The organism is Petrotoga sp. SL27 (assembly GCF_002924605.1).
GTDB lineage: Bacteria > Thermotogota > Thermotogae > Petrotogales > Petrotogaceae > Petrotoga > Petrotoga sibirica.
Map to the genome: position 1 here is coordinate 82,993 of NZ_JAIP01000012.1, position 12,402 is coordinate 95,394.

Consider the following 12,402-nt stretch of genomic DNA (forward strand, 5'->3'; position numbering starts at 1 on the left):
AAAGGAATGATGTATTTGAAAGAGAAACCTATTAAAAGAGTAGCTGCAATTCATGATCTTTCAGGTTTTGGGAAAGCTTCTTTAACCGTGGTAATCCCTATATTATCTTCTATGGAGATTCAAGTCTGTCCAATCCCCACTGCCATACTATCAACCCATACAGGAGGATTTAAGGAATACACTTTTTTGGATTTAACAGACAACATGAAAGACATCATAGAGCATTGGAAAAAAATCGACTTAAGTTTTGATGCAATTTATAGTGGTTTTTTAGGGTCAGAAAAACAGATAGATATTGTGTTAGAGTTTATACAATATTTTTCACAAAAAAATGAAACCCTAGTAGTTGTTGATCCAGTAATGGGAGATGATGGGAAACTTTACGCTACCATTACAGAAGACTTGGTCAAAGATATGAAAAAACTAATTTCCAAGTCCCATGTAATAACACCAAATTTAACGGAAGCCTGTTTTCTCTTGGATGAAAAGTACGACCAAGATATTAGTGAAGAGATGTTGAAAAGCTGGGTAAAACGTTTGTCAGACATGGGACCAGAAGTCGTTATTATAACAAGTGTTCCTGATGAATCTAAATCAAAAATAGGGGTATTAGCTTATGAAAGGACAAATAATAGGTTTTGGAAAATCACCAATAACTACATAAAAGCTTTATACCCTGGTACAGGGGACGCTTTTGCAAGCGTTATCGTTGGTAGTCTTTTAAACGGAGACAGTGTACCGATGGCAATAGACAGGGCTACTCAATTCGTGTCTGCGTGTTTAAAAGCTAGTTATGGTTATAAATATCCCCAAAGGGAAGGCATACTCTTAGAAAAAGTGCTTGATACTTTGAACGCCCCGACATTTTTACAAAGCTATGAGATTTTTTAGAAGAGTTTTTGTTGTATAATATTAGAAAGGAAAAGGTTGGTGTTTAAAAGTCATGAATTTATCGGTGTACTCAGAAATCGGAAAATTAGAAAAAATCCTTCTACATAGACCGGGAAAAGAGTTAGAAAATTTATCTCCTCATTATCTTTCTGATCTGTTATTTGACGATATTCCTTTTTTGTATAAAGCTCAAGAAGAACATGATTACTTTGCAAATGTTTTAAGAGACAATGGTGTAGAAGTTTTATATCTTACTGAATTGTTGACAGAAACGCTTAATGATATAGATTTAAAAGAAAAATTTGTCAAAGAGTTTTTACAATTCTCAGAAATATACAATAGCTTCATTTATGCTCTTTTAAAAGATTATTTGTTTTCCTTAGATACCAAAGAAATGGTGGATACTATAATATCAGGTATACGTTCTGATGAACTAGAAATAAACAGGAACATCTTCTCTTTGAGGGTTAGAAGAGCAGATATGGAATTGCCTTTTTTCCTTCCTCCCATGCCTAACCTATATTTTCAAAGGGATCCTGTGGCGATTTTGGGAAAAGGTGCCTGTGTGAACAGAATGAAAACTTCAGCAAGAAGAAGAGAAGTCATGCTTATGGAATATGTCATAAAATACAACAAAAAATTTGATGGTACCCCATTGTATTACGAGAAGGATTACCCTTATCCAATAGAGGGTGGGGATATCTTAGTGTTAAGCGAAAAAGTTTTAGCGATAGGAATTTCTCAAAGAACTTCACCAGAAGCCGTCGAAATACTTGCTAAAAAGTTCCTCAAAGAAAATAGCGACACCTTTGATAAGATAATCGCATTTATAATACCTGATAATAGGGCTTATATGCATTTAGATACCATATTCACAATGGTTGATTACGATAAATTTCTAGTACATGCAAATTTAAAAGAAGATATAGATACTTTCATTATTACTAAGTCTAAAGAGGGATTCGATTTTTATGAGGAAGAAGAAAGTTTGGAAAATATATTAAGAAAACATCTTAATTTAGATCATGTCGAAATTATTAAATGTGGAAACGCTGATATAATAGCATCACACAGGGAGCAGTGGAATGACGGCTCCAACAGTTTGGCAATAGAACCTGGAAAGGTTATTACCTACGACCGAAATTACATCACCAACAGAGAATTAGAAAAATCGGGGATAGAAGTTTTAACCATACCGTCCAGTGAATTATCTAGAGGAAGGGGAGGCCCTAGGTGCGCTAGTATGCCACTTATAAGGAGGAGATACTCTTGAGAAAAAAAGTTTTGATAATGGGAGCTGCAGGTAGAGATTTTCATAATTTCAACGTTTATTATCGAGATAATCCTGACTACGAAGTTGTTTGCTTCACAGCCACACAGATCCCTGACATCGAAGGAAGGCTTTACCCCAAAGAACTCGCTGGAGAGTTGTATCCCAATGGGATACCCATAGAATCAGAAACAAATCTAGTCAATCTTATCAAAGAAAACAACATCGACGAAGTTGTGTTATCCTACAGCGATTTACCCTTTTCGTATGTAATGGAAAAGGCTTCTTTAGTGCTTGCTAGTGGGGCAGATTTTACACTTCTGGGTCCAAACAATTCCATGGTGAAATCCAAAAAACCTATTATTTCGATTTGTGCCGTTAGGACCGGATCAGGGAAAAGTCAAACAACGAGGAGAGTTTTGGATATTCTAAAAAATAAAGGTTTAAAAGTAGTTTCAATCAGACATCCAATGCCTTATGGGAACCTAGTAAAGCAAAAAGTACAAAGGTTTGCCACTTACGAAGATCTAGATAGACACGAATGTACAATTGAAGAAAGAGAGGAGTATGAACCTCATATAGATAGGAACTCTGTCATCTATGCAGGTGTTGATTACGAAGAGATATTGAGACGGGCAGAAGAAGAAAATCCCGATGTTATATTATGGGATGGGGGCAACAACGATTTTTCATTTTATAAACCTGATTTATCTATTGTTGTAGTCGATCCACACAGAGCCGGTCATGAAGTATCCTACTTCCCTGGCATGACCAATTTAATTATGGCAGATGTTTTAGTTATCAATAAAGAAGAAACAGCAACATTGGAAGGTATTGAAAAAGTAAGAGCAAATATAGAAAAATGGAATCCAAACGCAACAGTGATCGATGCTGCATCTCCCTTATTCGTTAAAAATCCTTCTATTATAAGAGGGAAGAGATGCCTTGTTATTGAAGATGGCCCAACCTTAACTCACGGCGAAATGACTTATGGAGCCGGTTTTATAGCTGCCAAAAAATTTGGAGCCTCTGAAATAATCGATCCAAGGCCTTATGCAGTTGGTTCAATAGTAAATACTTATAAGAAATACACTCATCTTGATAAAATACTTCCCGCGATGGGTTATGGAAAAAAACAGATAAAAGAACTGGAAGAAAGTATCAATAAATCCGATGCTGAAGTTGTGATTATAGGTACACCAATTGATCTAACAAGAATTATGGACATAAAAAAACCAACAGTTAGGGTAACTTACGAGTTACAAGAAATCGGTAAACCGGATTTGGAAGAAGTTTTAAGTAATTTTATAGCCAACAAATGAAATGTGTGAGAGATGCTCATTTAGAGCATCTCTCGTTGATGTTTTTTAATTTCTAAATTATTTAAGGAATCCGCTGGTTGGAGGTGCGTTTTGTGGCAAATGTGTATGTGGTAGGAAAAAGAAAAAGAGGCAGAAGAATATGGCTTATTTTGATAATAATTATCGCTATATTAGCGGCTTTTTTAGGATTCATGTTATACAGATACAACCAATTCGTCAACAATCCTGTAGCCTCATCGAGCAAGCTAACCTATACGGTATCTTATGACGATGGGCTATATTTTATAAGGGTTCTTAACGATAACAGGAAGATAATGATAATCAAAGTTGAAGAGGGGACCACTTTCCCAGAGTCTTATATTACTTTATCTTCTGAAAGTTTAGATAAAGTTTCAAATGATTTTTTGGAGTTGTTTGATCTTAACTCTAATTTTACTTACTATTTCTACCTAAATGATGAACTTGCCAACGAGCTTATAAGTAAATTAGGTGGCAGCAATTTAAAAGGTATCGATGGATTTTTTGACGCTTTGAAGAATAGTGAGATAAGATTTTGGCAAGTCTTTAGTTTGAGAAAATACGTAGATATAGTAAAAGATTACAATAGGTCCACCAATTTGGACGAAGAAGGGATTTATGCTCTCATTGATGGCTTTTCAAGGTACTTTATAACCAATTACGATAAATTAACCGTTCCACTCCTATTAAATGAGCCCCTTCAAATTAATATAGCAAATCAAACAATTGAAAGAAAATACGCCGATGTAGAGGCTTTTGAAAGGATCAAAGAGCTCGTGGAGTGATTATTAGTTGAAAATAAATATTTTAAGAATTTTATCTTTCGTTTTTCTGATTTTTTTGACACTCAGTTTTATAATACCTTTAGTTAAGAATATTCAATTAGATCGATCTTCCATTGAACTTCCTTACTATTTTTTGGTTCTGGGAAAAGATGAAAATATTGAAAGTTCAACAAGAACCGATGTTATAATCTTAGGGGGGATCGATAAAGGGAATATAGTTTTTCTACCCATACCAAGGGATCTTTTGATCACTATCGATCAAAGAGAAAGGCGAATAAACTCTGTTTTCGAAATTTACGGCATCGAAGGACTTAAAAAAGAGGTTGAAAAATTAAGCGGTGTACAAATTTCGGATTACATAGTTTTTGATTATTCCATATTTAAAAGTATTGGTGATTTATTTGCTCCAATAGATATATACATAGAATCTGATATGAGTTACCAAGATTATCATCAAAATTTACATATAGATTTTAAAAAAGGATATAATAAGTTAAATGGTGAAGAATTATTGTATTATGTAAGGTATCGAGATACATCGGGAGATTTAGGAAGAATAGAGCGTCAAAAAAATGCTGTAATGGCTTTATTGAATGAGGTCCAATCCGCTAGTATAAATAAACTCATTGAAGCGATTGATATAGGTTTATCTAACACCATTAATTCTTTTGAAATCAAAGATCTACTTTTTCTGTATAACCAGGTGAAAGATGCTCAGATGGAATTCATCTCGTTCCCCTATTTAATCAAAGATAGCTATGTGGTCGTTGACGAAACTAAAATACCCCAAATTCAATACAAGTTGAAAACTTTTAAAACATATTCTAATCAAAACAATGATAAATCAAAAATAATCATCACCAAAAACTTTTCCAGCAAGTTGTATAATTTCTATACCTATGTTTTTGACGTATGGAAAAAACCAGGCTATCAGATCAAGGTTTTGGACGAAACCTTTGATGGTTTAAGTGATCAGTATTCCTATGTGCTTTTTAGGAACGTTGAAGAACAAAGAAAAGAAAAGATAAAAACAGATTTGAAAGAAACATTCGGAACAAACTTCATCGAAATAGAAGACAAGTACAAATATTTTCAGTTGATAAACTTTATTTCAGAAAATTTGCTCGATCCAACGGTTTATGATGCAGTGGTGGTTCTTAATGAAAGGTGGTAAAAGAAATAGTCCAACCTTACTTTTAGCTATTTCTTTTTTCACAAGGTCGAAAAACAACTTTAAATTCTCTCTCATCGCTATGATAATAGGGGTATGGGGTATAATAGTAGTTACTTCAATAATAAATGGTTTCGATAGCTTGTTAATAGATTCAATAACTAATTTTTATCCTCATCTTGTTGTTAAAGGAAATTACACTCAAAACTCTTCAGAAATAGACAAAATTGTAAATTTCAACATCACCTCTGTAGCACTTATAAATCGATCTAAAATTGCTTTTTCTCAACTTATGGAATTGGATGATCTATCATTCTATGAAGGGTTTGTAAATGAGAAAACTAGTACAGATGGACTTATAATGGGAAACAAATTAGCAGATAATCTCAATGTTGATATTGGCGATACCATAATAACTGTGAGAACAAAAGGACTATTACCGATTTTCCAAGAAAGCACCATTACGGGAATATTTGAATCTGGTGTAAGCTCATACGATTCAACTTTTATTTTGTCTCAAGATTCGAATCCAAAAGAGTACACCGGTATTTTTTTGAATAATCCAAAAAAAGCTAAAAAATTTAAAGAAAAATATCTTTACGATTACTCAGCCCTTACTTGGGAAGAATCTAACGAAACTTTGGCTAAGGCTGTCCAGGTTGACAGTGTGTTAGCCTTTATGATAACTTTTTTCATTCTTTTGATTTCTGGCTTCAGTATATCAAACTCTGTTTCTTTCTCTGTCTTTACTAGAAAGAAAGAGATAGCTATTTTAAGGGCTCTTGGTTTTCAAAGAACACAAGTATCTACCGTTTTTATATTAGAAACTTTTTTAATGTCTCTATTAGGATTTGTTATTGGAGTTATTGTTGGTATTTTAACATGCTGGTTTCTAATTATTTTAAAGATTCCTTTACCTGAAGGACTCTTTTATGTAGAATATTTACCCATTAAGATAACCGCTAACTCTTTTTTAATAGCTTTTTTAATAAACAGCTTTGTATCCATTTTTTTTAGTTATATTGCATCAAGGCGCGCATCGGGTCTCAATATCGTAGAATCTTTAAAAGAGGAATAGAGGGGGCATCTTAATTTGGTGGAAAAAGCATTTGTTATGATAAAACCTAACGCCGTTAAAAGGGGACTAATTGGTGAAATAATCAAAAGATATGAACAAAAAGGCCTAAAAGTTGCCGCTATGAAAATGATAAAGATGAAAAAATCTCAAGCTGAAGAACTCTACAAAGTACACCAAGGTAAGGAATTTTATCAACCATTGATAGAATTCATATTATCCGGACCCGTGGTTATTATGATTTTAGAAGGTCCAAGGGCAATTGAAGTTGTTAGAAGTATAAATGGTGAAACGGATCCACTAAAAGCCCAAGCAGGAAGCATACGTGGCGAATTTGGAATAAGTGTCAGAAAAAATATTGTACATGCTTCAGATTCGATCCAAAGCGCAGAACAAGAATGGGGAATTTTTTTTGAAGAAAATGAAATTTTTGAATATCTTTGTGGCTTTGAAAATGAGTTGTAATAAAAAAAGAGGTGAAATTCATGAGGGTTGCAGGTCTTATACTTTCAGGTTCCACTAAAGATAATTTAGATAAGTTAACATTAAAAAGGACTAGCGCAGCCGTTCCTGTTTTCGGTAAGTACAGAGCGATAGATTTTACGTTAAGCAACATGGTGAATTCCGGTATCACAAACGTAGGAGTCTTCACTCAATACAATCCCAGGTCTTTAATGGACCATTTAGGAAGCGGGAAAGAATGGAACTTGGATAGAAAAAGAGGGGGACTATTCATACTTCAGCCATTTATAAGCCCTCAAAGTCATAAAATGTACTACGAAGGAACAGCGGACGCATTATTCCAAAATTTAACTTATTTGAGAAGATCCTACGAAGATTTTGTTTTAATCGGCTCTGGAGATCATATATACAATATGGATTTTAGATCTCTTTTCAAATATCACGTAAAAAACGGTGCAGATGTTACTCTGCTAACAAAAACCGCAGAAGAGGGAACAAATTTTAGCCAATATGGACAAGTCATTACAGATGAAAATAATAGGATCACACAAATATACGAAAAGGACTCCAAATATCGCTCAAGTAAGATTTTTTTGGGTGTTTACTTTATAAACAAAGCATTTTTGTTGGAAATGCTATATGCCAACGTACCAAATGGTAAATTCGATCTATTAAAAGATATTATCATACCCAATTTATCCAGAATGAGAGTTTTTTCTTACGAGTTTGACGGTTACTGGAAAAATATAAAAAAATCTGTGGAAGATTATTATAATATTAATATGGATATTCTAAAAGAAGAGGTGAGAAACGAATTATTTTATCTCCCAGAAAGGAAAATATACACCAAGCTCAAAGATTCAGCTCCACCGAAGATAAACGTTAACGCCGAGGTCTCCAATTCATTTATATCTGACGGTTGTATAATAAATGGAATTGTTAGAAATTCTGTGCTATCGAGGGATGTGTACATTGGTGCGGGTTCTGTAATAGAGGACTGTATAATATTACAAGGAAGTTATTTAGAGGAAGGAAGTATAATTAGAAAGACCATAATTGATAAAAACGTAAGGATAAGATCAGGGAAAAAGTTGGAAGGTATAGGTAACGAGATCAACGTTATAGAAAAAGGGGCTGTTCTATAAAGGAGGCATTGAAATGCGTGTTTTAGCTATCATTTTAGCTGGAGGTCAAGGAACAAGACTTGGAGTAATTACAAACAATTTAGCAAAGCCAGCAGTACCCTTCGGTGGGAAATATCGAATGATTGATTTCACTTTAAGTAATTGCGTTAATTCAAATATAAATACAGTAGGTGTTGTCACTCAATATATGCCACATCGGTTGGTAGAACATTTGGGTATAGGTAAACCGTGGGACCTGGATATAAAAGGTGGAGGTTTGCATATTTTGCCTCCTTATTTAAGTAGATCAGGAACTTCTTGGTATCAAGGAACAGCTGATGCGGTTTATCAAAACATCGAATTTATAGAAAGGTATAAACCTGATTTTGTGTTACTTTTGTCAGGGGATCATGTATATAAAATGGATTACAACGATATAATAGATTATCATATAGAAAAAGATGCCGATGGTACAATAGCATGTATGGAAGTACCAGTAAGCGAGGCACATAGATTTGGTATAATGGTCACCGATCCTTTCAATAGAATAATCGAATTCCAAGAAAAACCAAAAGAACCAAAAGGGACCTTGGCTTCATTAGGAATATACGTATTTAAATGGAATTTTCTAAAAGATGCTCTCATAAGAGATGCCAAAGATAACACTTCTGAACACGATTTTGGGAAAAATATAATTCCTAAATCGCTAAAAGAAAATCATATGCTTTATGCCTTCAACTTTGAAGGTTATTGGAGAGACGTTGGAACTATAGAATCTTATATGGACTGTAATTTGGAGATAATTTCATCCCTGCCACCTTTAGATCTTCACGATGAAAGTTGGAAGATATACACTCAATCTGAAGAGTTACCACCGGCTTTCATTGCAAAAGGAGCCAGTGTTGTAAAAAGCTTTGTTAGTGAAGGCTCAGAAATATACGGAACGGTTGAAAATTCTGTGATCTTTCAAGGTGTAACCATTTCAAAGGGAACTTATGTAAAAGATTCCATAATAATGAATAATGTATTTATCGGTAAAAATTCCTATATAGAAAAAACGGTTATTGCTGAAAATACTGTTATAGGTGATTCGGTTGAGATAGGAAAAGGCAAATTCGCGGAATCAAAAATCGATAAAAAGATCTATAATTCAGATATAACTGTAATAGGTTTCAATTCAAAGATAAAAGACCAAATGATAATAGGAAAAAATTGCGTCATAGACAACGAGGTAGACTTAAAAGATTACGATGTGGAAGAAATAAAAAGTGGGGAAGGAATATTGAAGTGAACAAAAGACTTTTTAGAAAAAAATACATTAAAAAGGGGATAAAATATGGACTTTTATGCATTAAAATTTTTAGCAACTTCAAATTTAACCGGTGAAACATATGTGGGATATATGTTTGGGAAAAAGGCTCAAACCCCTTATTTTAATGTACTTTTGTTGACTAGGGCTCAACTTAGAGAAGTCGACCTTCCGGATATTACAAAAGATTATCTTGATTTCAAATCAGACATCGATATGTTGTATTATCAATTGTCTAAGGAAAAAAATAATAATCTTCTAACTCAGTTCAAAGCTTACTTCTACAGCAAGCTTAAAAAAATGAGATTTGAGATCACAGGAACAAAAATCTTCATGGCTATAGAAGATGAAGACGTCTATGTATTAAAATCAATTTTGAGCGATATTTTAAGTGAATGGTCCGGAGATACAAAGATCAAATTGGTTGCACAGAAATTTGATTATAAAGATCTAACCTGGATATCAGCCGTAAAAGAAAAAGGAGAAGAAGGTTTAAAAGAATACTTAAACAGAGAGGACGTTAAAGATGCAACGGAAATCTATCCAATAATAGACCCCATAGAAGGTTATTCCGTTTCTAAATTGGATATAGGTGAACCTATAATTGTTTTACCAATAGAAAATAAGGACGAAAGCGAAAAAAAAATTGGACAAGTAGTCGAGGGAAAAATCATATCTAAAGAGTTGATCCCTTCAAGCAACTATATATTTTTAAAAGTAGATTTAGGTAATGGGGCTTTGGGTAAATCGGTAGTTCACAGAGAGTTAAAGGTTTCAGTAGACCAAAATCGGCTTCAAATTTTAAGAAAATCTCAAGAAAAAAAAGAGAATGAAACTGAAACAAAAATTATCGGAGATCTTTATAACCAAATGAAAAATGATAAAAGTGTGCCTCCTGATAAAAAAATAGGTTCATTAGATATACTAATAATAAGTGGTTTCTCAATAATAGGGATACTTTTGATAATCTTAATTGTTATACTACTGGGACGGTTCTAATTTGAAAGTTGTGTTGACTTTTGTCATTATGATTCCAACGTTGATCTTTTCTGTACTTTCATATCAATATACCTATCAGATTCTTGAATACAGAAATTTGAAGGAAAAAGAAATCACAGAAGCTTTTGAATTAATGAACAAAGTGGAAGAAATCTTTGCGTTAACGCCTCAAGAGTTTTTTAATGGTTATGAAATTAAACATTCCATATCGACAACAACGAAAGAAGCAACTATTCATGTATTTGAATATGAGGGATATGACTTTGTATACATTGAAAACACCGAATGATAACAAATATATCGAAATAATGAAGGAATGGAGGAATACTTAATTTGCGTTTATCGTATGCAACAGCTGTAGAACTCGGTTTAAAAAAAGGAAAAATTAACTTTTCAAACTACACAGCTTATCTCATGATCGGGGAAAAGTGCCTTTTCAACTGTTCTTATTGTGCACAAGCCAGAGACGCTCAAAGTAAAGCAGAGCTATTATCAAGAATCAAATGGCCCGAAATATCTCTAGAAACTTTTAAAAGTATCTTCATCCCAGCAAAATTTAAACGTATTTGCATCCAAGTTGTTTCTTCTTTAGATTATTGGACTGACTTAAACGAATTATTATCTTTCTTGAAAGAAAAAGAAATACCTATATCTGTTTCTATAAGGCCAAGAAATATTGAAGAAGTTAGAACCTTGTTTGAAAAGTACAACGTTGATAGGGTTGGAATAGCCATAGATGTAGCAAACAAGGAACTTTTCTCAAAAATTAGAGGTGGTAAATACGAATTCTACGAAAAAATACTCAAAAATGCTTCAAATGAGTTCCCTAATAGAATTACAACACACATAATCGTGGGATTAGGAGAAACTGACAAAAACATTATAGACTTTTTATTAAAAATGAAAAAGTTTAAGATATTGGTAAGTCTTTTTTCTTTTACCCCCATAAAGGGTACAAAATTTGAAGGCCTTTTACCTCCTTCTTTATCTAGGTACAGAAAAATCCAGATTGCTAGAGAAATCATCCTACAATACGATGTAGAAAAAACTGATTTTCTTTTCGATTCAAAGGGTAACCTTCAAAAGTTGCCTGAAGTTGAGGTAGATATTGAAGAAGCTAAAAAAACCTCAGGATGTCCGTGGTGTACACGTCCTTTTTACAATGAAAAGCCAACAGAAGAACCATATAACGTCCCTATACCCCGAAACATCAATCTCTAAAGTTTCTCTTTTGCAATTTGTCCCCTTGCCTCAACTATTTTTTCAACCTCATCGGTAATTACACCATCGTACAAACCTTTGAATGTGTGTAAATCCTTGGGATCATTCACCGTCCATAAAAATATCGTAAAACCTTTTTCTTTCCATTTATGCAAGAGCTCTTTAGAAAGTTCTATATTTTCTTTTAAAGCATTTATCCAAAGATTCAAAGAATAAAGATTTATCTCCTTATTCAATTCATCTACGTAATTTAAAGTATCATATTCAATCAGTAATCCAATCTTTGCACTTTTATCTAAACTTCTGACCTTTCTCAAAGCTTCAATTTTAAAAGAAGAAAACAGGGTTCGCTCAAGTGCATTCATTCTTTTAGTAATTTCGTAAGAAGGAAAAGCCGCTTCAACCTCTTTGATTTCCAAATTAAGAAGAGCTTGGTCATCTAAATTAGATATAACTTCTTCGACTGTTGGAATGGTCTGTCTATTTTTAAAACGTATTTGCTTTAACTCCTCGTAAGTTAATTCCTTCAACTTTCTGTTGTCAATGCTATCGTCATGAAGAACAACCAAGGTTCCATCTTTAGTTAATCTCGAATCATATTCAATCCCGTCGGCGCCATACTCTCTCGCTTTTTTAAAGGCTTCTATCGTATTTTCGACAAATTTTGCCCTGTAACCCCTATGCCCCAAAATCACAAATTCATTCATAATTTTTTAATCATCCTCCTAGGCAAGTAATGTGATAAAATAATTATA

The 12,402-nt window shown here is 33.4% G+C and carries 13 protein-coding genes; 12 read left to right on the plus strand and 1 reads right to left on the minus strand.

Annotated elements, in window-relative coordinates; translation table 11 throughout:
- The first annotated feature begins 9 nt into the window (after nucleotides 1-9).
- The 12 genes from AD60_RS04835 (at nucleotide 10) to AD60_RS04890 (ending at nucleotide 11,647) form a co-directional block, all read left to right on the plus strand.
- Nucleotides 10-891 (plus strand): pyridoxamine kinase, encoded by an 882-nt coding sequence (locus tag AD60_RS04835; protein ID WP_103876528.1) that lies wholly within the window; start codon nucleotides 10-12, stop codon nucleotides 889-891.
- Nucleotides 892-943: 52 nt separating this feature from the next.
- Nucleotides 944-2,164: an arginine deiminase gene (locus AD60_RS04840; RefSeq protein WP_103876529.1), complete on the plus strand. Its 1,221-nt coding sequence runs from the start codon at nucleotides 944-946 to the stop codon at nucleotides 2,162-2,164.
- 17 nt (nucleotides 2,165-2,181) lie between these two features.
- The gene (locus AD60_RS04845; protein WP_103876667.1) at nucleotides 2,182-3,483 is read left to right on the plus strand and encodes a cyclic 2,3-diphosphoglycerate synthase; all 1,302 of its coding nucleotides are present in this window, start codon (nucleotides 2,182-2,184) and stop codon (nucleotides 3,481-3,483) included.
- 92 nt (nucleotides 3,484-3,575) lie between these two features.
- Entirely contained in the window at nucleotides 3,576-4,286 is a 711-nt protein-coding gene (locus AD60_RS04850; RefSeq protein WP_103876530.1) for a hypothetical protein, read from the plus strand.
- Nucleotides 4,287-4,293: 7 nt separating this feature from the next.
- Nucleotides 4,294-5,460, plus strand: coding sequence for an LCP family protein (locus AD60_RS04855; protein ID WP_103876531.1), 1,167 nt, complete (start codon nucleotides 4,294-4,296; stop codon nucleotides 5,458-5,460).
- Nucleotides 5,447-6,535, plus strand: coding sequence for an ABC transporter permease (locus AD60_RS04860; RefSeq protein WP_158248378.1), 1,089 nt, complete (start codon nucleotides 5,447-5,449; stop codon nucleotides 6,533-6,535). The genes AD60_RS04855 and AD60_RS04860 overlap by 14 nt, the downstream gene beginning before the upstream one ends.
- Before the next feature lie 18 nt (nucleotides 6,536-6,553).
- Entirely contained in the window at nucleotides 6,554-6,997 is a 444-nt protein-coding gene (gene ndk / locus AD60_RS04865; protein WP_103876668.1) for a nucleoside-diphosphate kinase, read from the plus strand.
- Nucleotides 6,998-7,017: 20 nt separating this feature from the next.
- Entirely contained in the window at nucleotides 7,018-8,139 is a 1,122-nt protein-coding gene (gene glgD, locus AD60_RS04870; RefSeq protein ID WP_103876533.1) for a glucose-1-phosphate adenylyltransferase subunit GlgD, read from the plus strand.
- Nucleotides 8,140-8,152: 13 nt separating this feature from the next.
- On the plus strand, nucleotides 8,153-9,409 hold the full coding sequence (locus tag AD60_RS04875) for a glucose-1-phosphate adenylyltransferase (RefSeq protein ID WP_103876534.1): 1,257 nt from the start codon (nucleotides 8,153-8,155) through the stop codon (nucleotides 9,407-9,409).
- A gap of 45 nt (nucleotides 9,410-9,454) precedes the next feature.
- The gene (locus AD60_RS04880) at nucleotides 9,455-10,426 is read left to right on the plus strand and encodes a DUF4899 domain-containing protein (protein ID WP_103876535.1); all 972 of its coding nucleotides are present in this window, start codon (nucleotides 9,455-9,457) and stop codon (nucleotides 10,424-10,426) included.
- A gap of 1 nt (nucleotide 10,427) precedes the next feature.
- Nucleotides 10,428-10,715 carry a hypothetical protein gene (locus AD60_RS04885; RefSeq protein WP_103876536.1) on the plus strand — a complete coding sequence of 96 codons (288 nt, stop codon included), beginning with the start codon at nucleotides 10,428-10,430 and terminating at the stop codon, nucleotides 10,713-10,715.
- A gap of 44 nt (nucleotides 10,716-10,759) precedes the next feature.
- Nucleotides 10,760-11,647: a radical SAM protein gene (locus AD60_RS04890; protein WP_103876537.1), complete on the plus strand. Its 888-nt coding sequence runs from the start codon at nucleotides 10,760-10,762 to the stop codon at nucleotides 11,645-11,647.
- Here the strand turns inward: AD60_RS04890 and AD60_RS04895 are convergent.
- The gene (locus AD60_RS04895) at nucleotides 11,644-12,354 is read right to left on the minus strand and encodes a glycerophosphodiester phosphodiesterase family protein (RefSeq protein ID WP_103876538.1); all 711 of its coding nucleotides are present in this window, start codon (nucleotides 12,352-12,354) and stop codon (nucleotides 11,644-11,646) included. The genes AD60_RS04890 and AD60_RS04895 overlap by 4 nt on opposite strands.
- Nucleotides 12,355-12,402 lie beyond the last annotated feature (48 nt).

Bases quoted from the DNA above. Each gene is read 5' to 3' on its own strand.
- glgD (WP_103876533.1), top strand. From the start codon at position 7,018: ATGAGGGTTGCAGGTCTTATACTTTCAGGTTCCACTAAAGATAATTTA.
- AD60_RS04860 (WP_158248378.1), top strand. From the start codon at position 5,447: ATGAAAGGTGGTAAAAGAAATAGTCCAACCTTACTTTTAGCTATTTCT.
- AD60_RS04875 (WP_103876534.1), top strand. From the start codon at position 8,153: ATGCGTGTTTTAGCTATCATTTTAGCTGGAGGTCAAGGAACAAGACTT.
- AD60_RS04895 (WP_103876538.1), bottom strand. From the start codon at position 12,354: ATGAATGAATTTGTGATTTTGGGGCATAGGGGTTACAGGGCAAAATTT.
- AD60_RS04845 (WP_103876667.1), top strand. From the start codon at position 2,182: ATGGGAGCTGCAGGTAGAGATTTTCATAATTTCAACGTTTATTATCGA.
- AD60_RS04835 (WP_103876528.1), top strand. From the start codon at position 10: ATGTATTTGAAAGAGAAACCTATTAAAAGAGTAGCTGCAATTCATGAT.
- AD60_RS04840 (WP_103876529.1), top strand. From the start codon at position 944: ATGAATTTATCGGTGTACTCAGAAATCGGAAAATTAGAAAAAATCCTT.
- AD60_RS04880 (WP_103876535.1), top strand. From the start codon at position 9,455: ATGGACTTTTATGCATTAAAATTTTTAGCAACTTCAAATTTAACCGGT.